Source organism: Gramella sp. AN32 (genome assembly GCF_023718305.1).
Taxonomy (GTDB): domain Bacteria; phylum Bacteroidota; class Bacteroidia; order Flavobacteriales; family Flavobacteriaceae; genus Christiangramia; species Christiangramia antarctica.
This window is the reverse complement of sequence record NZ_QEYO01000002.1, coordinates 264179-289670: the sequence shown is the minus strand read 5'-3', so window position 1 is coordinate 289670 and position 25492 is coordinate 264179. Positions and strand designations below refer to the sequence as shown.

The following is a 25492-nucleotide window of genomic DNA, read 5'->3' as shown; positions in this document are numbered from 1 at the left end:
AAGCTAATATCTTAACATCTAAGATTATCCAAATGTTAAGGTTTTTAACTTTAACAATCAGTCACTACAAAAATACATGAAAATAGAAAGTGCCTGATACTAGGCACTTTAATAGTTCTGAGATGTTTTAAACAATTTGTTGAAAACTATGCCATATATAATTTTAGCAGTTTTTTAGTAGAAGAATCGTGGTCTTCTGTCGAACTATTTGAGAAATCTGCAAGAATCTTGTTAGCAAGTTGCTTTCCCAATTCCACTCCCCATTGATCATAACTGAAAATATTCCAAATTACGCCCTGCACAAAGATCTTATGCTCATAAAGAGCGATCAATTTGCCCAAACTTTCGGGCGTTAATTGCTCTATTAATAAGGTATTGGTAGGGTTATTTCCGGAGAAAACTTTAAAGGGTTTTAAAACATCGATATCTTTTTGTTTAAAACCAATGAATTTTAGTTCATTTTCAACTTCTTCAGAAGTTTTTCCATTCATTAAAGCTTCGGTTTGAGCAAAGAAATTAGCCATTAATTTGTCCTGATGGTCTTTATTTCCGAAAAGTGATTTTTTAAAACCGATAAAATCTGCGGGAATTAGTTTTGTTCCCTGATGAATCAACTGAAAAAATGCATGTTGGGAATTTGTTCCCGGTTCTCCCCAAATGATCGTTCCGGTTTGATAGTCTACCTCATTTCCATTTCTATCCACACTTTTTCCATTGCTTTCCATAATGGCCTGCTGAAGATATGCTGGCAGTAGTGACAAATATTGGGAATATGGAATTACCGCTTCTGTCTCTGCTCCAAAAAAGTTGTTGTACCAAATACTGATGAGCGCCAACTGAACCGGAATATTTTCAGCAAAATCAGCAGTTTTAAAATGCTCGTCCATTTTATGGGCACCTTTTAATAGTCTGTCAAAATTATCATAACCAACAGCAAGGGCGATGGAAAGACCTACGGCGCTCCACAATGAAAATCTGCCCCCAACCCAATCCCACATGGGAAATATGTTTTCTTCAGCAACTCCAAAAGCTGAAACTCGTTCCAGATTGGTTGATACTGCCACAAAATGTTTGGCAACTTCTTTCTCTTCAGCAGCCTTTAAAAACCATTCCCTAACCGTATTTGCATTAGAAAGGGTTTCCATAGTGGTAAAGGTTTTAGAAACGATCAAAACCAGCGTAGTTTCAGGATTTAGATCCTGAATTACATCATTCACATGATCACCATCTACATTAGAGACAAAATGAACCTTTAAATGGTTCTGATAAAATTTTAAACTTTCAGTAACCATCACCGGACCAAGATCTGATCCTCCAATGCCAATATTTACGACATCTGTAAATTTTTTACCTGTAAATCCCCTGCGATCTCCTTCAATAATTTCTTTGGTGAAATTCTTTATTTTCAGTTTAGCTTCCTGCACAAGTGGCATTACATTCTCGCCATCTACTTCAATTTTAGAAGTTACCGGAGCACGAAGCGCTGTGTGTAATACAGGCCTTTTTTCAGTCTGATTTATTTCCTCTCCTGAAAAATAGCTATCAATTGCTTCTTTCAGCTTACATTCTTCAGCAAGGTCTATTAATAATTTTTGCGTTTTATCATTCAACCTGTTTTTACTGAAATCAACATAAAAATCTTCCCAACTTATACTCAGTTTTTTAGCTCTTTCCGGGTCATTTTTAAAAAGCTTCCGCAAATGCTCATTTTTAATTTCTTCAAAATGAGTTTGTAAATTTTTCCAGGCGTTTGTATGTGTTGGATTTATATTCTGCATTTAAATATTCTTATATGGAATGTCGTCTAATTCTTCTTTAAGTGGCTTGATAAAAGCAAAGTATTGATCTTTGTATTCATTTTCAATATGCTTGGCAGATGGCAAATTTTGTCTAAAAGGATCTACCTGTTTTCCATTTACCCAAAAGCGATAACAAACATGGGGGCCAGTTGCCAGACCCGTACTTCCAACATAGCCAATCACATCTCCCTGTTTCACATATTGTCCATTTCTAACGGCCCGCTTGGTCATATGAAGATACTGTGTAGTGTATTTGCTATCATGCTGGATTTTGACATAATTCCCATTTCCGGAGGTATAACTGGAAGCGATCACCCTCCCGTTGGCTGTGCTAACTATGGGCGTATTATAAGGCGCGGCATAATCGGTTCCTAAATGCGCTTTCCAGCGTTTTTGCACGGGATGAAACCTGCGTTGGGTAAACCGGGAGGAAATCCTGGAATAATTTAATGGGGCTTTTAGAAAGAAACTTTGTAATGCCTTGGCCTCTTCGTCATAAAAACTTGGCTTTCCTGAAATTGAATCGCTCAAATAATTAAAGGCGTAAAAAGGTTTTTCTGAATGGTTAAAAACCGCGGCTTCAATTTCTTCAACACCAACAAAAACAGTATCATCTATATATTTTTCCCGATAAACCATTTTAAACTGGTCTCCCTTCTGAAGTTTAAAGAAATCTATACTCCACTGGTAAATATTAGAAAGTTCATATACCAGCAAATGACTCACCCCTTGTGCTTCCATAGCTTCTGAAAGGGATGAGGTGATTACCCCCGAAAGTTCTTTCTGTTTTATAGTGACCGGCCTGCTTCGATTGGTTGCATAAACACTGTCTTTTAAGGAAACAACTGTATAATGAATCCTATCATTTTCGTAAATAAAATATTCCGGAGTTGAAGCGGTATCCTTTGATTTTAAAATAAGGTATTTATTTCCCGCTCTAATCTTAGCAGGGTTAAAAGTATCTTTCACCTTTTCTGAAATCTGGTAAACCGTTCCCGGATCTACGCCGTATTTATCCATAATACCTCCAAAAAAGTCCCCAGATTTTACGGTATCACGAACAACATCAAAGTCATTGAGGACCATCCCATATTCTCTAATAACCGGAGGTGCTTCTACTTTTCCAGTAGATTTAAATGCCTTCTCATCTTTATCTTCATTGCAGGCTACGAAAGCGAGCAGCATCATTAAGATTAAGCTTATTTTCTTCAATTTTTAATGCTGTTTTCTGAATTATACATATGATTGACCCATTGTTTTCCCCAATCGTTCAATTCTTCTGATGTCCACAAATTCGGAAAAAATGATATTTTTTGAAACTGTGGCGGTAAAAATTCTTTCCAGTTAGTCCCCCCGGTAGCTTTTATGGTTTTATTCTCCTTGTTAAGATAACGAAACGCGGCACCTATATGCATTAATAGCCAATTAATATTGATGTTTACATCAAAATCCTTTAAAGCATTTATCAAATTTTTGTCATTTTGCTCGTCCTCACTTAACGATAAATATCGATGATAAATTGTATTTTCCTTCACCTCGTTTGCAATTCTTAAGAACCTTGGCGTATAACGGTTTTCAAAATCTCTTAAGGTTAAAGTTTTTTCACCTGTCTTAAGGTCTATCCCTCCTTTTTTCCAGTAGATATTTTCATAAAGATCTTCGAGACTAGGTTCTCCTGAAAATTGCTCTCGATACTTTGCGCCTACAAGAAATTTCATGGGAGTGGAATAGAATTCGATCATTCTGAACTGGGCAGATTGAAATCCGCTGGCGGGCAATAACGACATCCGGAATTTTAAAAATTGCTCCCTTTCCATTCCTTTGATCATCACATTAAAAGAATCGATGAGAATATTCATATATCGATTGATCCTCTTTATCTTTTCCACAAAAAAAGGAACGCTTAGTGAGGACGATTCAATAATTTGTTTTTGCTCGTGGATGATAAGTTTAAAATAAAGTTCCGTGATCTGGTGATAGGTAATGAATATTTTTTCGTCTGGAAAATGGGTATGGGTTTTTTGCAGGCTCAAAAGAGTATCCAGGCTAATATAATCCCAATAAGACAAATACCTGTCGTAAAGAAGGCCATCAAGGTAAGAACCCATATCCTGACCTGAATTTCTAAATTTTTCTTCTAATTTTAGAATTCGCTCAGCGATTTCGGGTTTAATCTTCATACTATTCAATTCGTATACTACTAAACGGATGTTTTAAACCTTTATAAGCTTCCAGATCGGCTTCTAATGAGCCAACAGCCAGTTGGGCTTCTATTTTTAAAGGAATTTTATTCTTGTCATCACTTACCCAGAAAGTTAAGCTTTCCTTTTCTTTAAAAACACGCCCCGCTAAAACATAAGGTCGAAATTTTAAAGCTTTCACCTTTCCAAATTTTGTTTTGATCGTTTCACGCCCAAGGAAAACCAATTTAAAATCCAGATTTTCGTCATCCAAAAATATATTCAATCTGGTTTCCTGTCCGGGTGTTATATTATCAATTTCAATTTGGTTGCGAATATAATAAAATGCCGACAACATATCATGAACATCTGCAGGTGTTGTAAAGCTATTCCTGGTATTTTTCTCTTTATTCCAAACCATTGCTTTATTGGCACTGCGATCAAAATCTATCTCCAGGTCTTTGGTATAGCCCCCTTCATCAATTTTGCGGATAAATTTTACGGGTTCTCCTGTTTTCTTATCGAAGTAGCTTTGATAATCATCATCAACTTTGAAAAATACGCTTAAAAGCCCCGTTGATTTACCGCGTCCTTTAATATGTAATACGGGTTTATTATTAATAGTGGCGTTATCAACTTCTAAGGTAGCATAGCTGGCATTGAACCAACCATAATGTATTCTAAATTTTAACCACTCTCCTTCTTCAAATGCATTTTGAGCTAATAAATTTGAAGAGAAGGCAAAGAGGCAAATAATAGTAAGCGTAAGTAATCTTTTCATTTCGGGCATTTTGATAAGTACTGGATTTCCTAGGTTTGAAGATATTTACAATTACTATTCCAAATGTATTAAAACAAAAAACCCCACCAAATTAATGGTGGGGAATTTTGTTTTAATAACCAACTAAAACTTAAATTATGAAAAAACTAAATCACTTTTGGTAACCACTCCAAAAATGCGGTGCAAAAGTCTTCTATTTCTACCCTTTACACAACAGGATCAAAAACTTTAACCTTTTAATTGTTTAGTATTCAATGATTTAATTCCATTACTTAAATTATAGCAGGTTTTTTAAATTAATTTAAGGTACCCCGTAAATCCTGTTCTCTTTCGATAGCTTCGAAAAGTGCCTTAAAGTTTCCTTTTCCGAAAGATTGAGCGCCTTTTCTCTGAATTATTTCAAAGAACATAGTTGGCCTGTCCAATACAGGTTTGGTGAAAATCTGCAATAAATAACCTTCATCATCCCTATCTACTAATATTCCAAGTTCCTGTAATGGCGCAAGATCTTCATCTATTTCTCCCACGCGATCCAGAACAGTTTCATAATAAGTTTCAGGAACATATAAAAATTCTACTCCGCGATCCCTCAAAGCGGTCACGGTTTCAACAATATTATTGGTCGCCAAAGCGATATGTTGTACTCCGGCACCATTGTAAAAATCGATATATTCTTCAATTTGAGATTTTTTCTTGCCTTCCGCAGGTTCATTGATTGGAAATTTAATTCGGCCATTCCCATTACTCATTACCTTGCTCATCAATGCGGTATAATCTGTAGAAATATCCTTATCATCAAAAGAAACCAGTTGTGCGAATCCCATTACTTTCGCATAGAAATCCACCCACTTATTCATTTCATTCCAGCCTACGTTCCCTACCATATGATCGATATACCTCAACCCAACATCCTTGGTTTCAACATTGGCATTCCAAACACGATAACCCGGTAAAAACGGCCCTTCATATTCATTTCTTTCCACAAAAAGATGAATCGTTTCCCCATAGGTATGAATGCCTGAGATCACGGCTTTACCATTTTCATCTTCCATTATATAGGGTTCAACATAGGATTTTGCCCCACGCTTTGTGGTTTCCTCATAACTCTTTCTGGCATCATCTACCCAAAGGGCTATAAACTTTACTCCATCCCCATGTTTATCGATATGCGCATTAATATCTCCTTCCGGCTGTAAGGGGGAAGTTAATACCAGCCTGATTTTCCCCTGTTGCAAAACATAAGAAACGCTCTCTTTTCTTCCGGTTTCCAGCCCGCTATAGGCCACGGGTTGAAAACCCCAGGCATGCTGGTAATAATAAGCGGCCTGCTTGGCATTTCCAACATAAAGCTCGACAAAATCAGTGCCCAGCAAAGGCAGAAAATCTTCTGCTTCTTTGAACTTCTTTTCTAATTTAAGTGATGTGTTATCTGTGTTCATGTTGTATGTTGTTAGTAGTCTGTAGTCTGTAGTCTGTAGTAAATTTATTGTTCCATAATTTCATTTTCAAATCAAGACATTCTCAAATTTTCAAATAAATCAATGATTTTCCTCCAGCCATGATTTATGGTAGGTTTCATCAGCAATTTCCATAGCATCTTCGGTAAGCTTTAAAGGTTTAAAGGTATCTACCATTACCGCAAGTTCCTCAGTCTCTACCTGGCCAATGCTCCTTTCCACAGCTCCTGGATGTGGCCCGTGAGGAATCCCGGCGGGATGCAGGGAAATATGCCCTGCTTCAATATCATTCCGGCTCATAAAATCCCCATCTACGTAATACAAAACCTCATCGCTGTCTATATTGCTGTGACTGTAAGGTGCGGGAATACTTTCCGGGTGGTAATCATATTTACGCGGACAAAAACTGCACACCACAAATGCATCGGTCTCAAAAGTCTGGTGCACCGGTGGCGGCTGGTGAATCCTCCCCGTAATGGGCTCGAAATCGTGGATGGAAAAAGCATATGGATAATTATAACCATCATAACCTACCACATCAAAAGGATGCGTGGCATAGACCATATCAAAAATTCTTCCCTGTTTTTTTATTTTGATCAGGAAATCCCCTTTTTCATCATTGGTTTCCAGTTCGTAAGGTTGCCTGAGGTCACGCTCGCAAAATGGAGAGTGTTCCAGCAATTGTCCAAACCAGTTTCGGTACTTTTTCGGTGTGTAAATAGGTCGCCTGGATTCTACAATAAAAAGCCTGTTGTTCTCATCATCAAAATCCATTTTATAAATTGTCCCCCGGGGAATTAACAAGTAATCGCCATATTTAAAATCCAGATTTCCTAAGTGCGTTCTCAATTTTCCTGAACCTTTATGCACAAAGATCAATTCATCTGCATCTGAATTTTTATAAAAATAATCGTTCGTAGATCCTTGCGGAGAAGCCAGAATAATATCGCAATCGCTATTGGTTAGAATAGGCTTTCTGCTTTTTAAATAATCTGGGTTGGGAGTAATTTGAAATCCTTTAAATCTATAAGATTTTAGGTTATTCTCAATAGCAATCTTAGGAGTGACATCATAATCGCCCTTAATTTCCTTCACCTGAGTAGGGCGATGTTCATGATACAAATTAGATGACATTCCCTCGAAACCAATGGTTCCAAAAAGCTGCTCATAATAAAGCCCACCATCCGGTTTTCTAAAAATCGTGTGTCTTTTATGGGGGATCTTACCTAATTTATGATAAAATGGCATGCTATTATAGATTTTAGTACTTCAGAAATTGAAGAATTCTGAATATTTCGATACATATTTCTGATTAATACAAATATCAAGATTTTTTGTGGAAAGATTCTTAAAACAAGGCTAAAACAACGCCATTTTAAAGAAAAATCAGCAATTAAAACCAGAAACCAAGACTAAAATACCAGGTGCTTTCCTTTATTTCGGGAGAATAGGAATACTTCACTTCTAAAGGTCCCATAAAAGTATCCAGTCCATAACCCAGGGCATAGCCGGTATAATCTGGCAAACTTATCCAGTTTCCTGAAGAATATAACCTATTGGAAACATTGGCAATATTGGCACTTCCAATAATATGATTCTTAGGATAAATCTCATAATCCAACTCCAGCAATGCCTTTATATAACTATCTCCGGAAAGGCTTACAAAATCATATCCGTAAAACGGAATAAAGTTATTGATGAAATTATTTCCGTAGCCACCCAAGAAGAAATCCAGGGTGTTAATGTTGTCATTCCCAATTTTAAATCCTGCTTCAGTTGAAATCCTGCTTACCAGATTTCCGAATAAAGGCGTGGCATACCCCAACTGACCTTTGGCAATGGAAAATTCAGAAAAATCAGCATTATTATCTGAAGATAAAAAGTATAAATGAAAATCACCATTAAAGTAAACTCCGCGTTTAGGGAAATAGCTGTTATCGTAAGAATCGAAAGTTAAATACCCAAAAGTACTTAGATAATAATTATCCTCGAAAACATTGGTGGTGGGATCTTCAGGATTGGATATGGTTGAAGAGGAAACCTTTAAATATTTATGTTCTGCACCTACACCAAACAGGAAAACCTGTCGGAAAAGTGTTTGCAAATAGAATTGATTTGTAAAATCTTTATAATCGATATCGATACGATTAACCCCGTCAACATTCGTTTCCAGATCACCGGTTTCTGAAGCAAAATCGAAACGTACATCCTTCTCAAAATTATTATAGCGGGATTTTAAGCCAATGCTCCAGTAATATCCTTTGTCTATATAATAATCAAAATTATAGCGAAACTTATCCCCAACTACAAGGTCCATGGAAAGTACGTCGTTGGTCAACAAAAAACTTTTTTGTGTAAGGTTCACTAAAGCTGCACTTTGATACAATTCATCATAATGAAGTCCCAGCCGTAGATAGGTTTTGTTCTGGCTTTCTTCAATTTGCATCGCCAGGGTATAATTATCGTCATTTTCATTTGGAATGAACTGATAATTGATCCGGTCAAAATTTCCTGTTGCGGAAAGGTTGTTAATACCAATATTAAGATCCTTAAAAGTATACGGCTTGTCGTATTTTAATTTCAGTTTTCCAAGAACATAGGCTCTGGGATAGGTATTATTTCCTTCAAGTTCAAGGCTACTTATATTAAAATCTTCAATTTTTCGGGCATGATATTCCTGCTCATTTTTTAACTGCCGGCTTGCGATTGCCTGCATAGCCTCCAGTTTTAAAACTGCCGCTTCCTCTCCAGATTTGATTATATTTTCTCCATCATTAAAAGAAAGCACCGTAAAATCTTTTATATCGGGCTTTATATAAATATCTGTTAAAGGCCGTTTGGCCTTCATGTCTGATATGGTATTGAAGTTATTGATTTGCGTTAGGATATCCAGTACACTTTTTAAATTGTCCCGCATGATCAAACTATCCTGAACATCCACTCCAATAATAATATCGGCACCTCTCCTTAGCAATTCCTCCACAGGATAATTATTGGCCACACCTCCATCAGTAAGTAAGCGGTCTCCAATTTTCACCGGACTAAAAATGGTAGGAATTGCACCACTGGCGCTCACTGCTTTAGCCAGGGAACCTTTATCCAGGATCACTTCTTCACCGGTTTCAACATCGGCTGCGGTACAAAAAAATGGAATGGGAAGTTTGCTAAAATCATCCACCTTGCTCACATGCATGGTAAGCCGGGACATCAAATTATAAATATTCTGTCCTTTGGAAAGTCCGTAAGGCAGGCTTACCTTAAAATTATCAAAAGGTAAGGTGAGCGCATATTTTTCAGTATCCTCTTTTTCGTAAAAAGTTTTTGCGCTGCGCGGAAGGTTATCCTGAATAAGGATATTAAAATTGGTTATATGAAAAATTGAATCCAGTTCTTTTGCAGAATAACCTGCTGCATATAAACCTCCTACAATGGCTCCCATGCTACTGCCACCAATATAATCTATGCGCACTCCAGATTCTTCAATGATTTTTAAAGCTCCTATATGTGCCAGACCTTTAGCCCCACCACCACTCAGCACCAATCCTACCTTTGGATTCCACTGCTCTTTTTCCTGGGAAAACCCGGAAAAGCATAAAATCAAGGCTAAAATGATACTGAAGTTTTTCATTCTTTTTTATGGTAAAATTGAAATACAATCCCTGCCCTGCTCGATCCTATAATTTCTGCCAGCTCCTTTTCAGAAGCTTCTTTTATTCTTTTTAGAGAACGGAAATGTTTCAGAAGATCGATCACGGTTTTTTCTCCAATTCCCGGAATGCTTTCAAGTTCAGTATTTAAAGCGGTTTTACTCCTTTTATTTCGATGAAATGTGATTCCAAAACGGTGCGCTTCATTCCGTAATTGCTGAATGATCCTTAAAGTTTCAGATTTTTTATCAAGGTAAAGAGGGATTGAATCCCCGGGATAAAAGATTTCTTCCAGTCTCTTAGCAATCCCGATAATGGCAATTTTTCCCCTCAATCCCAAAATCTCAAGTGCCTTCACACCGCTGGATAATTGACCTTTCCCGCCATCGACAATAATCAATTGAGGAAGTTCTTCTCCTTCATTCAGCAATCTTTTATACCTGCGAAAAACCACCTCTTCCATAGAGGCAAAATCATTGGCTCCTTCCACGGTCTTGATGTTGAATTTACGATAATCCTTTTTACTGGGTTTCCCGTTTTTAAAAACCACACATGCAGCCACGGGATTGCTCCCCTGAATATTGGAATTGTCAAAACATTCAATGTGCCTGGGTTCTTTACTAAGCCTAAGATCTTCTTTCATTTGTGCCATTACCCGGTTCACGTGGCGATCTGGATCTACGATTTTCATTTGCTTGAATCGTTCCTGGCGAAAATATTTTGCATTGCGTTGGGAAAGCTCCACGATCTTCTTTTTATCCCCCAACTGCGGAACAGTGATTTTCACCTCATCTCCTAAATCCACCTTAAAAGGCACATAAATTTCAGGAGAGTTACCACTAAAACGTTGCCTGATTTCTACAATTCCCAGCTCCAGTAATTCCCGGTCGCTTTCATCCAGTTTTTTCTTCATTTCGATGGTATGCGAGCGAATAATCGCACCATGGGAAAGCTGAAGGAAGTTCACATATCCATAACCTTCATCTGAAACTATAGAAAACACATCTACATTGTTGATCTTTGGATTTACCACTGTGGATTTAGACTGGTAATTTTCCAACACCTCTATCTTATTTTTAATCCTCTGCGCATCCTCAAATTCCATTTTTTCGGCATGGGCTTTCATTTGATCCCGAAACCTGTGCAGCGAATCCTTAAAATTTCCTTTAACGATTTGTCGTATCGCTTCTATATTTCGATTGTACTCTTCTTCTGCCTGCAATGCTTCGCAGGGGCCTTTGCAATTACCAAGATGATATTCCAGGCAAACCTTGAACTTTCCCTCTTTAATTTTTTGGGGATCCAGGTCATAATTGCAGGTTCGCAATTGATATAAGCCTTTAATAAGGTCCAACAATGTATTTACCGTTTTAAAACTGGTAAAAGGCCCGTAATATTCGCTTCCGTCTTTAATGAGTCTTCGGGTGGGAAATACCCGGGGAAAACGCTCGTTTTTAATACAGATCCAAGGATAGGTTTTATCATCCTTCAGCATCACATTAAAGCGTGGCTGGTGTTTTTTGATAAGATTGTTCTCCAGCAGCAGCGCATCTGTTTCAGAAGCTACAACGATAGGCCTAATCTCATGGATCTTTTTCACCATCACGCCAATGCGATGGCTGTCGTGGCGTTTGGTGAAATAAGAAGTGACCCTTTTTTTAATATTCTTCGCCTTCCCTACATATAAGATCTTCCCGTTTTTATCAAAATATTGATATACTCCGGGGTTACTAGGCAGCGTTTGCAGTTGTACTTCCAGCGTAGGTCTTTCCATTACTTCAAATTTAAAACATATCTGCCAGCCTGGTTAATTTTTCGCAGATAGAATTTCCAAAATACCTTTTAAAAATCACAATCATAAAACTTTCAAAACTAGCTGTTCAGAACGCTTAAAAACCTTTAATTTACGGGCATTTTAGTATATTGCAACATGGAAAAAATCATTATTGGCAGGTTTGATAAGGCAGATTTTCCTGCCCTAAACCTTTCTGATATTGCCATTAAAATTGATACCGGTGCTTATACTTCTTCTATACATTGTGAAAACATTGAGGAGAAGGAAGATGGGCTCCACTGTACTTTTGTAGATGAAGAACACCCCCTGTACGATCATAAGGAATTTATTTTTGAAGATTATGACATTGTATTTGTACGAAGTAGTAACGGAATAATTCAAAAACGATTTCAGGTACAATCAAAAATCACCCTTTTTAATAAACATTTTAAAATATCCCTTTCACTTTCAGACAGGCAGGAGATGCGCTTTCCGGTCTTAATAGGTAGAAAGTTCTTAACCAAAAAATTTATCGTAGATACTGAATTAATCGATGTATCTTTTAATAAAAAACTAAATGAACATACGAATTCTATCAAGAAATCCTAGACTATATTCTACCAGTAGATTAGTGGAAGCAGCCAAGAAAAGGAACCATGAAGTAGAAGTGATCGATCCCACAAAGTGCGATCTAATTATCGAAAAAAAGAAACCAACCATATATTATAAAAGCCATTTTCTTGAAAATACCGATGCGGTGATTCCCAGGATTGGTGCATCTGTGACTTTTTATGGAACAGCAGTGGTAAGACAATTTGAAATGATGGGGGTTTTTACCACAACTGAATCTCAGGCACTGGTAAGAAGCAGGGATAAACTTCGAAGCTTACAAATATTATCCCGTGCACGATTGGGTTTACCTAAGACGGTTTTCACCAATTATTCCAAGGATGTTTCTGAAATTCTGGACCATGTAGGGGGAGCTCCCGTTATCATCAAATTACTGGAAGGGACCCAGGGGCTTGGAGTTGTATTAGCTGATACTCAAAATGCTGCAGAATCTGTTATTGAAGCTTTTAATGGGCTTCAGGCCAGAGTTATTGTTCAGGAATTTATTAAAGAAGCTGGCGGGGCAGATATTCGTGCTTTTGTGGTAGACGGTCAGGTTGTGGGCGCGATGAAAAGACAGGGAAAAGAGGGTGAATTCCGATCAAATTTACATAGAGGCGGTTCAGCATCTGTAATTCAGCTTAGCGATGAAGAGGAAAATGCCGCTATCAAAGCCGCCAAAGCAATGGCACTGGGAGTAGCCGGTGTGGATATGCTACAAAGTAGCCGTGGACCTTTAATTTTAGAAGTTAACAGTTCCCCGGGACTTGAGGGAATTGAAGCTGCCACGGGAAAGGATATTGCCAAAACAATTATTAGATATATTGAACGAAACGTTTAAAATATGCCAAAAATAGACAAGGACAATGTTCTTGAAATTTTAGGGAAGAAGGTTTTGCCGGGTAAAGGTGCTACCATCAACTTTAATATGGCTAAACTATATACCACTACCTCTGTAGAGGTGCCGGTAATTATTGAAAGGGCCAAAAAACCTGGTCCGGTTGTATTAATTACCGCGGGTATTCATGGGGATGAGATTAATGGCGTGGAGATCGTAAGGCAGATCATTTCCAAGGGGGTCAACAAACCGCGAATAGGCACCATTATTTGTATTCCCATTGTAAACATCTTTGGATTTCTAAACATGGCCAGGGAATTTCCTGATGGTCGTGACCTTAACCGTGTATTTCCGGGAACTAAAAATGGTTCTTTAGCCAGTAGGTTCGCCTACCAGTTCGTAAAAAAAATCCTGCCCATTGCCGATTTCTGCCTTGATTTTCACACAGGTGGGGCAGCCCGTTTTAACGCTCCCCAAATAAGGGTGAAAAAAGGGGATATTCAAAGTATTAAGTATTCCCAAATCTTTAATGCCCCCTTTACCATCTATTCGCGAACAATAACAAAATCTTTTCGTGAAACTTGTGCAAAATTGGGTATTCCGGTTTTATTGTTTGAAGGTGGGAAATCTCAAGACAGCAATAAGGATGTCGCCAAGACGGGAGTTGAAGGGGCCATGAGAATTCTAAGCCATTTGGAAATGCTAGGTGCCCATTTTGATTATCCAGAATCTGCAAAAGAAACCGTAATTATAGAAAATTCAACCTGGTTGCGGGCAAAATACAGCGGACTCCTTCACGTAAAAATTCCGTGTGGAAAGCATGTGGAAAAAGGAGAATATATCGCCACCATCACAGATCCCTACGGGACTTTTCGGCATAAAATAAAAACCCCCAACGAAGGATTTATTATTAATGTGAATGAATCACCTATCGTTTACCAGGGTGATGCGATCTTTCATATTTCCCTAAACAAAAAAATAGTAAGTGATGTTAAAGAGCGAGATCCGGAAGAGATATAAAGAACTGCGTAGAGCTCTTTCCCCGGAGGAGATCGAGAAGAAAAGTATGATGATTGCCAATCTATGCCTACAAATTCCCATCTGGGAGCGAAGTTTCTACCATATATTTTTAAGTATTTCGGAACAAAAAGAAATCGACACCAGTTTTATACTGAACATTCTTCAGGGTAAGGATAAAGAAGTGATTATTCCAAGAATGAATTCCCAGGACAATTCACTGATCAATATTTTGCTTACCGATAATACCCTGATTAAAAAAAACAGATGGAATATTCCTGAACCAGTAGATGGAATTGAAATAACTTCAGAAAAGATTGAGGTGGTATTTATCCCCCTTCTTGCATTTGATAAAACAGGTCATCGAGTAGGTTATGGCAAAGGATTCTATGACAAATTCCTAATAGAATGCAGTTCAACGGTAATTAAAGTAGGCTTGTCGTTTTTTGAGCCAATTGATAAAATAAATAATATTTTTGCTGAAGATGTTCCTTTGGATTATTGCGTGACTCCTCAAAAGGTATATGATTTTAATAAAAAATAAGATTTGTATTACATCTTAAAATCTATTAATTTAACCCTGCTCTAAATACCTCCATGCTAAGCGACATACAGTTAAATAATATCCTCGAGGATTTTGATATCGCTTATTGGAAAATCAACCTGTTTTCCAAAGAGATCATATGGTCCGAGCATTTTAACTCACTGGTTGGAAAACCCGATATCAGAGAAGATATCTTCGAATTTTTTATCAATCATATCCTTCACGAAGATTACCGTTACGATTTTAGAATACATTTTGAAGAACTCATTAAAAAAAATGAGCCATTCAGCTTTGAAATAAAATTAAAACTCGGCAATGGAAAATATCGCTGGTTTGAATGTAAAAATTTAAAAAGTACAGGTGCTAAAGGACGGGAAACTGCCGTCCTACTTTTTGTAAATATCCACCAGAGCAAGCGTGACAAGTATACTATAGAAGAAAACTTCTTCTATTATAGGGAAACTGCGGAAATGACCTCCACAGGAGGTTGGTATGTAGACACCTTAAACAATAATATTTACTGGGATGACGTATCGAAGAAGATCGTAGACTGTCCAAAAGATTTCCAACCCGCTTATGACCAGCGGATGAATTTCTACGCCCCAGAACATCAAAGCCGCATGACCAGCGCTTTCGATAAATGTGAAAAGTATGGGATCCCCTTCAAACTGGAATTAAAGATGGTTTCCTTTCAGGGAAGGGAATTCTGGGTTCGACTTACAGGAAAACCTGTTTATAATGATGACCAGGATGTCATAGGAATTCGCGGAGTACTTCAGAATATTGATGAAAATAAGAATAATGAACTCAATCTTCAAAATTCTTTAGACATCATCGCCACTCAAAATTCAAGGCTTTTTAATTTCGCGCATATTGTCTCCCATCATCTAAGATCCCATAGCAGCAACCTTAGTTTAGTTGTTGAGCTTTTAGGCGAGGCGAGAACAGATCAGGATAAACTGGACCTACTAGCAAATGTAGAAGACATTTCGGGAAATCTGGATGCCGCAATTTCAAAACTGAATGATATTGTAAGTATACAGACTTCCTTACGAAAAGAGCGGGTCTGGATTAAATTTGAAGAAGCGATCGAAGTAGTTCTGGCATCTATCTCCTCGCTAATTAATCGAGAAAATGCAAAAATCGTCGCTGAATTTCAGGATTTGAAAGAAATACGCTATATCCCTGAATATCTTGAAAGTATTTTACTAAATTTAATCACGAATGCTATTCGTTATAGACAGCCTGGAAGAAAACCTGTGATTTTTATCCAGACTTATACTGAAAATGACAAGGAATACCTGGAGGTGAGCGACAATGGTATGGGAATAGACCTTGAAGAGCATGGAGATAAAATGTTTGGTATGTATAAAACCTTTCACGCAGGAACTCCCGAAGCTAAAGGAATTGGGTTATTTATTACCAAAAATCAGGTGGAAGCCTTAGGAGGCTCAATATCTGTAAGCAGTACGCTTGATATAGGCACAACTTTTAAAATTAAATTCTAGATTATCTAAAATGGGGCAAAAAGTAGAACTGGCGTGTATTATCGATGACGATAAAATATACGTTAATCTGGTAAAAAAGATTATTGAGATCAAAAAATTATCTCAGGAACTTCTTATCTACAAAAATGGAAAAGAAGCTTTAGATTATTTTAAAGAAATTATGGAAGACGCTACAGATGAAGATAAACTTCCGGATATCATTTTTCTGGATCTGAATATGCCGGTTATGGATGGGTGGGAATTTTTGAACGAATTTATCAAGATCAAAAATAACCTGAACAAAAAGATAACCCTGTATGTGGTAAGTTCCAGTATCGATCCCCGAGATCTTGAAAGAGCGAAATCATTTAATTTAGTTACAGATTATTTGATCAAACCCATTGAGTTGAAAAAATTCGAGAAGATCTTCGCGAAAACTGCGGCCTAATCTTCTTTTTCCTTCGGAAAAGCTTTCTTATTAAACAACAATAGAAGTACAACGCCAACGCTAATGGCGGAATCGGCTATATTAAATACCGGTTCGAAAAAGGTGAAATATTCTCCTCCCCAAAATGGAATCCAATCTGCCAGGTACCCCTTCCACAGAGGGAAATAAAGCATATCTACCACTTTTCCATGGAAAATTGAGGCGTAGCCCCCACCTTCAGGTAAAAAGCTTGCCACCTGCCCGTAACTATCATTGAAGAACATTCCGTAGAAAACAGAGTCGATTATGTTTCCGAAAGCTCCCGCGAAAATTAAAGCAATTGCCGAGATTAATATTTTAGAACCATTTTTCCTTACCGAATCCCAAAGCCAGTAACCAATGCCGAAAATCGCTACCAACCTAAACAGCGTTAGTGCCAATTTCCCATATTGTCCCGGAATTTTAGTCCCCCAGGCCATGCCTTCATTTTCTACAAAAAGAATCCTGAACCAGTCAAAAACAGGGACCTCTTCACCCAGGGCAAAATGTGTTTTAATGTAAATTTTGGAAACCTGATCGATTAATAAGATCAAAATTATAAGTAAACCGGCTTTTTTAAGAGACATCCTGGGTTTTGAAAGTGAAACGGGGCAAAAATACTAATATTATTTAGTTTTACTAACCTTAATGTCGCCGTCTATACTGGTTAGATTTATTGGATTTCGACCCATTGGAAATTCCGGGACTATAATTTTTCCATGCCTGGTGTTTGCCTCTACTAAACCCGAATCTGTTTCTACCCAAATATCCCCTTCAAAAGTATTTACGATTGCATTTCCTGAAAAATTCAAGAGGTGGCAATAGCCCTGTTTTAATTCCGCAAAAAGTAATTTATAAGAACCTGTAGAAATTACCGAAGCAATATTTGAAGTAATATGGACTTCCAGATTTTCAGGGATATTTATTACCAGTGAAATGGCGAAAACTTTATGGGCACTCAGTTTATCGTATCCGCCGGTAAGAATTTCAGGATATTTGCTTTCAATTTTCAGCTCTCCATTTATTATTTCTGAAGTAACAAAAATACTATTGAAATATTCACCTTCAGAATGGCTTTCTATACTGATGGTAGCCTGCCTGGAAGTATTTATTTCAATAAGAAAAATCTCATTCGTTTGAATATTGATGGATCTAATCCCTTTTGCATCCATTTCCGTTCTCATATTTCTTTGAGGGAAAGCTGAAATGCAGGTGAAAAAGAATACTATGTGAAAGATTTGCTTCATCTATACTAAAAAACGCCCATGCAAAAGCCGGGCGTTTTTAAAATTATGCACTTAAAACTAATTTCTTATCGTTGCATGTTTTTAGCTTCAATGCTCAACGTAGCATGAGGCACCAGCAAAAGTCGTTCTTTAGCAATTAATTTCCCGGTAACTCGGCAAATACCATAAGTTTTATTCTCAATACGATTTAATGCATTCTTAAGGTCCCGGATAAATTTTTCCTGGCGAATGGCCAGCTGAGAGTTTGCCTCTTTGCTCATGGTTTCACTACCTTCTTCAAATGCCTTAAATGTGGGAGAGGTATCATCTGTACCATTATTTCCGTCATTTTTATACGCATTTTGATAAAGTTCAAGCTGCTCCTGAGCTTTTTCGATTTTCTTTTTGATTAGGGCTTTAAATTCCGCTAAATCGGCATCGCTGTAACGTTCTTTTAGATCTGTTGCCATGGGATTAGTGTTTTTTAATGAACAGTTTAGTGATGATATCATCAAATTCAATATCTGAACCTTCTTTCACCACTTCTGCAAATTCGAGCTTTGCAGTTAATGTTTCACTTTTAATATAATTTATATTCTCAGAAACGGCATCCTCGATCATACCATTCTTTTGTAGGGTCACATCTATATGATCTGTCACTTCATATCCCGAATCTTTCCTAAGATTCTGTATTCTATTAACCAATTCGCGTGCCACCCCTTCTTTCTTCAATTCCGGGCTTATGCTAACGTCTAAGGCTACGGTTAAATTGCCACTGCTGGCAACAAGCCATCCTTCAATGTCCTGTGAACTGATTTCAACTTCGTGGGCAGACAATGTAACTAATTTTCCATTAATATCAACTTCTATGGAACCATTGCGTTCGATATTAGAAATTTCAGTTGGTCCAAATTTGTTTATCTGGCTGGAAATCAATTTCATATCCTTTCCAAAGCGAGGCCCTAAAACCTTAAAATTCGGCTTAATTTGCTTGACCAGAAGACCTGAAGCATCATCAATTAACTCCAGTTCTTTTACATTCACTTCAGATTTTATCAAATCGGCAACCGCTAAAATCTCCTCTTTTTCTGCTGCGCCAAGTACCGGAATCATTACCCTTTGCAAGGGTTGGCGCACTTTGATCATCTCTTTTTTCCGAAGGGAAAGTACTAAAGAAGATATGGTTTGTGCCTTTTGCATTTTATGTTCCAGCGATTTATCAACAAATTCAGGTTTATAAACCGGAAAATCGGCAATATGCACAGAAGCTGCGTTATCCTTACCAGTCGCAGCATTTAAATCTTTGAAAAGCCTGTCCATAAAGAACGGGGCCACCGGCGCACCAAGTTTAGCCACAGTTTCCAAACAATTATATAAGGTTTGGTAGGCTGAAATTTTATCCTGTTCGTAATCACCTTTCCAAAAACGTCTACGGCTAAGCCTTACAAACCAGTTACTTAAATTTTCCTGAACAAATTCTGAAATGGCCCTGGTCGCTTTTGTAGGTTCATAATCGGCATAAAATGTATCTACTTTTTTAATCAACGTATGCAATTCTGATAGGATCCAGCGATCTATTTCAGGCCGTTCCGTTAATGGTACATCGGCCTCTTCATAATTGAATTCATCGAGATTGGCATAAAGCGTAAAGAACGAATAAGTATTATAAAGTGTCCCGAAGAATTTTCGCTGCACTTCTCCAATGCCTTCAATATCAAATTTCAGGTTATCCCAGGGATTCGCATTGGAAATCATATACCAACGTGTGGCGTCTGGCCCATAAATTCCCAGCGTTTCAAAGGGATCTACGGCATTTCCCAAACGTTTGGACATTTTTTGTCCATTCTTGTCCAGGACAAGCCCATTGGAAACCACATTTTTATAAGCGACGTCATCAAAAATCATAGTGGCAATCGCATGCAGGGTATAAAACCAGCCTCTGGTCTGGTCTACCCCTTCCGCAATAAAATCGGCTTTTCGCCAGGTGTTGTCAACCTTGGATTTATTTTCAAACGGATAATGCCATTGTGCATAAGGCATCGAACCGGAATCAAACCAAACATCAATAAGATCGGCTTCGCGTTTCATGGCTTTTCCAGAGTCTGAAACCAGAATAATGGTATCGACTACATTTTTATGTAAGTCAACTTTATCGTAATTCTCTTCGCTGAAATCTTCAGGTGTAAAATCATCAAAAATATCCTGTTGCATCAGGCCGGCCTCAACCGATTTTTTCATTTCTCCTTTTAATTCAGCAATAGAACCAATCACTTTCACTTCTTTGCCATCTTCGGTTCTCCAGATAGGCAGCGGAATTCCCCAATATCGACTTCGGGATAAATTCCAGTCGTTCGCATTGGCCAGCCAGTTTCCAAATCTTCCTTCCCCGGTTGATTTTGGTTTCCAGTTGATTTCCTTATTCAGCTCGTGCATACGATCCTTAAACTCGGTCACTTTAATGAACCATGAATCTAAGGGATAATATAAAATAGGCTTATCGGTTCTCCAGCAATTTGGATAACTGTGCACATATTTTTCTACTTTAAAAGCCCTGTTTTCTTCTTTTAATTTAATGGCAATTTCAACATCTACCGATTTTTCCGGAGCCTGCCCTTCATCATAATATTCATTTTTTACATACTTACCGGCAAATTCTCCCATTTCGGGCCTGAATTTTCCCTGCAAATCTACCAGCGGCACCAGATTCCCATTTTCATCCTTTACCAGTAATGGCGGCACTTCAGGCACGGCCTGTTTGGCAACCATGGCATCATCGGCACCAAATGTTGGCGACGTATGCACAATTCCCGTACCATCTTCAGTAGTCACAAAATCCCCGGCAATTACTCTAAAAGCATTTTCAGGATGATCATGGGGCAAGGCATAAGGCAGTAATTGCTCATATTTAATCCCTACCAGGTCTTTTCCCAAAAAGCTTTCTTCGGAAATTAGATAAGGAATTTTTCCTACCCTGTCGGCAGGCAGGTTATCTCCTTCGGAATAGTTTTTTAATTCTTCTTCCGAAGTAACCCTAGTGAATTTTTTATCGAACTGTTTTTCAGCCAGCTCTTTGGCAACAATGATAGAAATGGGCTGAAAAGTATACTGATTATAGGTCCTAACTTTTACGTATTCAATTTTTGATCCAACTGTAAGGGCAGTATTTGAAGGTAGTGTCCATGGTGTGGTGGTCCAGGCGATGAAAAAAGTCTCCTCCAAACCTTCACCAAATGGAGAAGCTGAAGAATTGGTGATTTTGAACATTGCGGTCACCGTGGTATCGGTCACATCCTGGTAAGTCCCCGGCTGATTGAGCTCGTGGGAACTTAAACCGGTTCCCGCTTTTGGGGAATAAGGCTGAATGGTATAGCCTTTATAAATAAGGTTTTTCTTATAAATTTCGGAAAGCAGCCACCACACCGTTTCCATATATTTGGATTTATAGGTGATATAAGGATCGCTCATATCTACCCAATATCCCATTTTTCGGGTAAGGTCATTCCAAATACCGGTATAACGCATCACCGCATTCTTGCAGGCCTCATTATACTTTTCGATACTTATTTTGGTGCCGATATCTTCTTTGGTAATTCCCAGTTCTTTTTCAACGCCAAGTTCTATAGGCAAACCATGTGTATCCCAACCGGCTTTTCTTTTAACCTGAAAGCCTTTCTGGGTTTTATAACGGCAAAAAATATCTTTGATACTTCTGGCCATAACGTGGTGGATACCAGGTAAACCATTCGCAGACGGTGGCCCTTCGAAGAAAATATAAGGTTCTTTGCCTTCACGGCTACTTACACTTTTCTCAAAAATCTCATTTTCTTCCCAGTAACCTAAAATTTCCTCGGCTACTTTTGGCAAGTCAAGTCCTTTATATTCAGGAAACTTCCTACTCATTCGCTGCTTTTTTCAATAGAGGTGCGAAATTAATGAATTTTGAGAAAAGCTATCCGTTAAAAGTTGAAAGTTTCAATGTAAAAGCTTGGAAAGTTAAATTAAAACTTTAAATGAATACAAAAAATCATCATTGGAAAGATCTTTTAAAAAGTAGCTCCCTCGCTGGCTCGGGATGACCTTTAAAGCTATATTTAGGTGAGTTGTCATGAGTGTGAGCGCAGTTGAAGCCTATTTTCATTCTTTTCTTTTTCCATTGCTGAAAAAGAAACAAAAAAGCTAGTCTGCAGTTTCTCGTTCACCCGTAACGGTTTAAATCCTAAAAGAATTGAACTCGCTTCGCTCAAACAGCAATTCTTTTTTAACGGATTTTGCACCTACGGGTCCCGAATCCGAAACTGAGGACGTTTCCCTGGTTGTCATTGCAAATGCAGTGAAGCAATCTATTATGGGGATGCTACATTAACGTTTTTTTTGGTTACGTATTAGAGATTTACGGTGACGATGCTGGTTTTAGAATGCTTTCATTTAACTTATTTCAGCATCTTATTAGAGATACTAATAAATACGTCAATTTCCTACGTTGGATAAAATTTTTTCAGGGGTCTCGCAGTGCCTTAAAAATTATAACTCAAGGCAATAATCAAATTTCGCCCGGCAGCGGTAATTCCTGAAGAATAGGTGCGATAACGCTGATCGGTGATGTTTTCTAAAGATACTGTAGCCAGCCAGTTTTGATCTACTTTATACTGTCCGGTTATATTAAGTGTGTACCATGACGGGGAATAAGGATTTCCGTTTGCATCGGTGGCATATAAATAGGCCTTGTCCTGCTCACCCGGCGCCAGATCTTCAAAATCAAACTGCCCGTTATATTCTGAAAAGAGGTCTATTTTCAGCTTTCTTTTATGGTACATCAAATGCGTATTTCCAAACATGGGCGCGGCATGGCGTAAGGGCACATAATCACCACCTTCATTTTCTTCTCCTTTGGTATAGCTGAATTGTGAATTAAGCCTCAGGGATACGGAAAAATCTATTTCCAGTCCGGCTTCAATCCCATAAACATAAGCGTTGGCTGCATTCTGGATCGCTTGCACGGTACTGGGCTCTCCCTGGTAGTCGATTTCGCTCTCACCATTTAAGGAAAAATCACGTCTTACCATGGCATCATTCAAATAGGTATAAAATCCGGTAAGATCCATACGGATATTATCGCTTAGATTAAATCTGGCTCCAAGTTCAGCATTATAGGCATATTCGGGGCCAAGATCCGGATTGGGAACTACCACCGAGCCGGGTTCTGAATCGAAAATTTTTCCGATATCATCTATATTTGGCGCTCTAAAGGCTGTGGAAAGTCCCAGCCTCCAATTCACAAAACGATTTTGTTTCCAATTTAAGCCTAAACTACCGGTGAGGGCTCCGGTGGAAATATCGGCATCTTCAAAAGGGAAGTCATAAAAATCATCAGTAAACTTTGCATCTACCAAAACCTGATTATAACGCAAGCCCGATTGGAAAGAAAGGTCTTCATCAATTTTCCACTGGTAGCTTGAATAAACCGCCATCGACTGCCATTTGGAATCATCAGGATAACGACTTGCGGTTAAGCCGGTTTCTTCGGTTTCAATATTTCTGAAACTTCCTTCGGAATTCACATGATTCAGCACATATTCAAAGCCGTAAAAAAACTGACTTTCAGAAAAATCCTTGACAAAATCAAGATTTGCAGAATAAGCATCCACATTTTCTTCCGTAGAAAATAAAGTAGGTTTTCCAAAATCACGGTCATTCCTGCTTTCCGCAAAATATTGATAGGCGCCGGTAAACTGGACTTTATCGTAGAGGTTCGAATTGCTTTTATGGTTAATATTAATATTTCCCAGAAACCAGGTTTGTGGCCCATAATACCATTCCGCCGCTCTCAGGGCACCGTCCCTTTTTCGATAAAGCCTGTCATATCGAGGATAATCTGATGTGGTGGAATAAATTAAACCCAGATCAAAATCCCAGTCATTTGCGGGCATATATTTTACTTTTTGCAACAGGTTGATCTGATTGTAACCCGTGGGTACCTGCACCAAAGGATCTGGATTCTCTACCTGAACATCCACACCATTTTCCCGAATTGCATAATCGGGCCTTAAATAATCATCCGGACCATGTTCCCCCATTTTTAGATCCCCAAAATCTGAATAGGTAATCCCGGTGGTAAATGCCCAATTTTGCCTGCCCACATTAAGATCGGCATGCACCGTATTTTCATTATTGGCGGTGCTAAAACGAGTATATATATTTCCGGAAATTTCGGTTGCATCGGTAAAGCTTAAGGTAGGTTTGAGCGTATAAAAATTCATCACACCACCTATCGCGTCACTTCCGTAAATCACCGATCCCGGACCTAAAATCACTTCAGCTTTTTCCACAAAAAGCGGATCCACGGAAATAATATTCTGCAAATTTCCACTTCTAAAAATCGCGGAATTCATACGCACACCGTCAACCGTTAGCAGAAGCCTATTGGTAGAAAAACCGCGAATCATAGGGCTTCCACCACCTAGCTGGCTTTTTTGAACAAAAACCTGGCCCGTACTTTCCAAAAGATCTGCGGAAGTTTGAGGGCTCGCCAGTTCAATATCGCCGGGAGAAATACTTACAATCTTCTGCGGAATTTCATCCCTCTCCAATTTGAATTTTGCCACGGAAAGTACAATTTGGTCTAATTGATTTTCCAGTGACTGCATCTCCAATATCCCACCATTGATTAAAATTTCCCTTTTCCGGCTAAATGTCTCCACATAGGCGATAGATTTGAAGATGATCACTTCAGTATCTGAGAATTTGGAAAGATTTGCTTTCCCATTAATATTGGAAATCGCCGATTTTGATTTATCCTGACTATAGATCGCTACATTTTCCAGTGGTTCTTTGGTAGAACTGTCTAAAATTTGAATTTCCTGAGCGGTAATATTGGTAAAAAATAGAAGCAGAAAAGCAATGAAAGTACATCTCATTTAGCTGAAAATTTCATTTAAAACACTTAAAGATTTAGGTTTTCTAAAACCTTCAATGTGAAGTTCGTAATACAACAAAAGCATATTTAAAAAATTATTCCTTGCTGCCTGGTTTAATTTTATTTCATTTAAGGCATCAAAATCAGTGCCCAACAACCTCTTTAATAAATTTACCTGTTCCCCTTCCAGACAATAATCATTGGTTGAAAAACTTTGAAAAACACCATCCAGTAGGTTGAAAAACTCATCTTCAGGCTTTTCACTTTGTGGTCGAAAACCCAGATACTTGGTGAGGTGCAGCAAAAATAATAAATGGAAATTTGCAATTGAAGAAGTATGATCTAAATATTGAAATGTATTTTCCAGATATTTATATAAATGAGGATTTGGTTCTTCTTCCTGGATCGTATTTCTCAACATTTCCGCTAAAAACATCACCATAGTGGTTTTAATAGGATGGGTGTGTAATGTTTGATAGGTTTCCAGAATTTTTGCTTCCTTTAAATACTCCAGTTTTCCCTGATTGCGATGGTTTGCCACGATATCCAGCTGCGTTAGAACCTGGAACATCGAAGCCTTAAATTTTCCCTTTTTAGATTTTAAGATCCCCTTGAGCATATAGCTCTTCACACCGTCTGAAAGCGTATAAGCCTTTACGATCAAATCTGCCTCCCCATATTTTAAAGCGCTAATAATGATCGCTTTGGTATGAACAATCATGAGAAAAAATTTTTGCGTGAATGTATTAAAAAA

At 38.1% G+C, this 25492-nt stretch carries 20 protein-coding genes; 6 read left to right on the top strand and 14 right to left on the bottom strand.

All coding sequences use genetic code 11. The features are described 5' to 3' along the window. Positions 1-146: 146 nt before the first annotated feature. The 8 genes from pgi to uvrC all read right to left on the bottom strand — a co-directional run bounded on the left by pgi (position 147) and on the right by uvrC (position 11638). On the bottom strand, positions 147-1778 hold the full coding sequence (gene pgi / locus DHD80_RS03840; protein ID WP_251739751.1) for a glucose-6-phosphate isomerase: 1632 nt from the start codon (positions 1776-1778) through the stop codon (positions 147-149). Beyond that, positions 1779-3011 carry a peptidoglycan DD-metalloendopeptidase family protein gene (locus tag DHD80_RS03835; RefSeq protein WP_251739749.1) on the bottom strand — a complete coding sequence of 411 codons (1233 nt, stop codon included), beginning with the start codon at positions 3009-3011 and terminating at the stop codon, positions 1779-1781. After that, positions 3008-3979, bottom strand: a complete 972-nt coding sequence (locus DHD80_RS03830; RefSeq protein WP_251739747.1) for a tryptophan 2,3-dioxygenase family protein — start codon at positions 3977-3979, stop codon at positions 3008-3010. Before DHD80_RS03830 ends, DHD80_RS03835 begins: the two co-directional genes overlap by 4 nt. Position 3980: 1 nt before the next feature. After that, positions 3981-4760, bottom strand: coding sequence for a DUF3108 domain-containing protein (locus tag DHD80_RS03825; RefSeq protein ID WP_251739746.1), 780 nt, complete (start codon positions 4758-4760; stop codon positions 3981-3983). Positions 4761-5056: 296 nt separating this feature from the next. Next, the gene (gene hppD, locus DHD80_RS03820) at positions 5057-6199 is read right to left on the bottom strand and encodes a 4-hydroxyphenylpyruvate dioxygenase (RefSeq protein ID WP_251739744.1); all 1143 of its coding nucleotides are present in this window, start codon (positions 6197-6199) and stop codon (positions 5057-5059) included. A gap of 99 nt (positions 6200-6298) precedes the next feature. Further along, positions 6299-7465, bottom strand: coding sequence for a homogentisate 1,2-dioxygenase (locus DHD80_RS03815; protein WP_251739742.1), 1167 nt, complete (start codon positions 7463-7465; stop codon positions 6299-6301). 145 nt (positions 7466-7610) lie between these two features. Beyond that, the gene (locus tag DHD80_RS03810; protein WP_251739740.1) at positions 7611-9845 is read right to left on the bottom strand and encodes a patatin-like phospholipase family protein; all 2235 of its coding nucleotides are present in this window, start codon (positions 9843-9845) and stop codon (positions 7611-7613) included. Next, entirely contained in the window at positions 9842-11638 is a 1797-nt protein-coding gene (uvrC, locus tag DHD80_RS03805) for an excinuclease ABC subunit UvrC (protein ID WP_251739738.1), read from the bottom strand. The genes DHD80_RS03810 and uvrC overlap by 4 nt, the downstream gene beginning before the upstream one ends. 156 nt (positions 11639-11794) lie before the next feature. On the opposite strand from uvrC, the gene DHD80_RS03800 reads away from it, so the two are divergent. Genes DHD80_RS03800 through DHD80_RS03775 form a run of 6 tightly spaced genes read left to right on the top strand, consistent with a single transcriptional unit; the run spans position 11795 to position 16581 of the window. Next, entirely contained in the window at positions 11795-12247 is a 453-nt protein-coding gene (locus tag DHD80_RS03800; RefSeq protein ID WP_251739736.1) for a RimK/LysX family protein, read from the top strand. Further along, positions 12216-13088: a 30S ribosomal protein S6--L-glutamate ligase gene (gene rimK, locus DHD80_RS03795; protein ID WP_251739735.1), complete on the top strand. Its 873-nt coding sequence runs from the start codon at positions 12216-12218 to the stop codon at positions 13086-13088. Before DHD80_RS03800 ends, rimK begins: the two co-directional genes overlap by 32 nt. Before the next feature lie 3 nt (positions 13089-13091). Next, on the top strand, positions 13092-14105 hold the full coding sequence (locus DHD80_RS03790) for a succinylglutamate desuccinylase/aspartoacylase family protein (RefSeq protein ID WP_251739727.1): 1014 nt from the start codon (positions 13092-13094) through the stop codon (positions 14103-14105). Beyond that, positions 14074-14646, top strand: coding sequence for a 5-formyltetrahydrofolate cyclo-ligase (locus tag DHD80_RS03785; RefSeq protein WP_251739725.1), 573 nt, complete (start codon positions 14074-14076; stop codon positions 14644-14646). Before DHD80_RS03790 ends, DHD80_RS03785 begins: the two co-directional genes overlap by 32 nt. Before the next feature lie 53 nt (positions 14647-14699). Continuing rightward, on the top strand, positions 14700-16154 hold the full coding sequence (locus DHD80_RS03780; protein WP_251739723.1) for a PAS domain-containing sensor histidine kinase: 1455 nt from the start codon (positions 14700-14702) through the stop codon (positions 16152-16154). A 10-nt stretch (positions 16155-16164) separates the two neighbouring features. Then, positions 16165-16581, top strand: a complete 417-nt coding sequence (locus DHD80_RS03775; RefSeq protein ID WP_251739721.1) for a response regulator — start codon at positions 16165-16167, stop codon at positions 16579-16581. Here DHD80_RS03775 and DHD80_RS03770 read toward each other — a convergent pair. The 6 genes from DHD80_RS03770 to recO all read right to left on the bottom strand — a co-directional run bounded on the left by DHD80_RS03770 (position 16578) and on the right by recO (position 25459). Continuing rightward, positions 16578-17186, bottom strand: coding sequence for a lipoprotein signal peptidase (locus tag DHD80_RS03770; RefSeq protein ID WP_251739719.1), 609 nt, complete (start codon positions 17184-17186; stop codon positions 16578-16580). The two genes, DHD80_RS03775 and DHD80_RS03770, sit on opposite strands and share 4 nt — an antisense overlap. A gap of 39 nt (positions 17187-17225) precedes the next feature. Then, positions 17226-17783 carry a hypothetical protein gene (locus tag DHD80_RS03765; protein ID WP_251739718.1) on the bottom strand — a complete coding sequence of 186 codons (558 nt, stop codon included), beginning with the start codon at positions 17781-17783 and terminating at the stop codon, positions 17226-17228. A 128-nt stretch (positions 17784-17911) separates the two neighbouring features. Continuing rightward, the gene (locus DHD80_RS03760) at positions 17912-18295 is read right to left on the bottom strand and encodes a TraR/DksA C4-type zinc finger protein (protein ID WP_251739716.1); all 384 of its coding nucleotides are present in this window, start codon (positions 18293-18295) and stop codon (positions 17912-17914) included. A 4-nt stretch (positions 18296-18299) separates the two neighbouring features. Beyond that, a complete protein-coding gene (gene ileS, locus DHD80_RS03755; RefSeq protein ID WP_251739714.1) occupies positions 18300-21725 on the bottom strand; it encodes an isoleucine--tRNA ligase in 3426 nt (1141 codons plus the stop codon). A 614-nt stretch (positions 21726-22339) separates the two neighbouring features. Next, a complete protein-coding gene (locus DHD80_RS03750) occupies positions 22340-24739 on the bottom strand; it encodes a TonB-dependent receptor (RefSeq protein WP_251739713.1) in 2400 nt (799 codons plus the stop codon). After that, positions 24740-25459, bottom strand: coding sequence for a DNA repair protein RecO (gene recO / locus DHD80_RS03745; protein WP_251739711.1), 720 nt, complete (start codon positions 25457-25459; stop codon positions 24740-24742). Positions 25460-25492 lie beyond the last annotated feature (33 nt).

Excerpts from the sequence above, each read along its gene's own strand:
- DHD80_RS03790 (WP_251739727.1), top strand. The coding sequence starts at position 13,092 with ATGCCAAAAATAGACAAGGACAATGTTCTTGAAATTTTAGGGAAGAAG.
- DHD80_RS03770 (WP_251739719.1), bottom strand. The coding sequence starts at position 17,186 with ATGTCTCTTAAAAAAGCCGGTTTACTTATAATTTTGATCTTATTAATC.
- DHD80_RS03780 (WP_251739723.1), top strand. The coding sequence starts at position 14,700 with ATGCTAAGCGACATACAGTTAAATAATATCCTCGAGGATTTTGATATC.
- ileS (WP_251739714.1), bottom strand. The coding sequence starts at position 21,725 with ATGAGTAGGAAGTTTCCTGAATATAAAGGACTTGACTTGCCAAAAGTA.
- DHD80_RS03815 (WP_251739742.1), bottom strand. The coding sequence starts at position 7,465 with ATGCCATTTTATCATAAATTAGGTAAGATCCCCCATAAAAGACACACG.
- DHD80_RS03810 (WP_251739740.1), bottom strand. The coding sequence starts at position 9,845 with ATGAAAAACTTCAGTATCATTTTAGCCTTGATTTTATGCTTTTCCGGG.
- rimK (WP_251739735.1), top strand. The coding sequence starts at position 12,216 with ATGAACATACGAATTCTATCAAGAAATCCTAGACTATATTCTACCAGT.
- hppD (WP_251739744.1), bottom strand. The coding sequence starts at position 6,199 with ATGAACACAGATAACACATCACTTAAATTAGAAAAGAAGTTCAAAGAA.
- DHD80_RS03750 (WP_251739713.1), bottom strand. The coding sequence starts at position 24,739 with ATGAGATGTACTTTCATTGCTTTTCTGCTTCTATTTTTTACCAATATT.
- pgi (WP_251739751.1), bottom strand. The coding sequence starts at position 1,778 with ATGCAGAATATAAATCCAACACATACAAACGCCTGGAAAAATTTACAA.
- DHD80_RS03800 (WP_251739736.1), top strand. The coding sequence starts at position 11,795 with ATGGAAAAAATCATTATTGGCAGGTTTGATAAGGCAGATTTTCCTGCC.
- uvrC (WP_251739738.1), bottom strand. The coding sequence starts at position 11,638 with ATGGAAAGACCTACGCTGGAAGTACAACTGCAAACGCTGCCTAGTAAC.
- DHD80_RS03825 (WP_251739746.1), bottom strand. The coding sequence starts at position 4,760 with ATGAAAAGATTACTTACGCTTACTATTATTTGCCTCTTTGCCTTCTCT.
- DHD80_RS03830 (WP_251739747.1), bottom strand. The coding sequence starts at position 3,979 with ATGAAGATTAAACCCGAAATCGCTGAGCGAATTCTAAAATTAGAAGAA.
- DHD80_RS03775 (WP_251739721.1), top strand. The coding sequence starts at position 16,165 with ATGGGGCAAAAAGTAGAACTGGCGTGTATTATCGATGACGATAAAATA.
- recO (WP_251739711.1), bottom strand. The coding sequence starts at position 25,459 with ATGATTGTTCATACCAAAGCGATCATTATTAGCGCTTTAAAATATGGG.
- DHD80_RS03760 (WP_251739716.1), bottom strand. The coding sequence starts at position 18,295 with ATGGCAACAGATCTAAAAGAACGTTACAGCGATGCCGATTTAGCGGAA.
- DHD80_RS03785 (WP_251739725.1), top strand. The coding sequence starts at position 14,074 with ATGTTAAAGAGCGAGATCCGGAAGAGATATAAAGAACTGCGTAGAGCT.
- DHD80_RS03765 (WP_251739718.1), bottom strand. The coding sequence starts at position 17,783 with ATGAGAACGGAAATGGATGCAAAAGGGATTAGATCCATCAATATTCAA.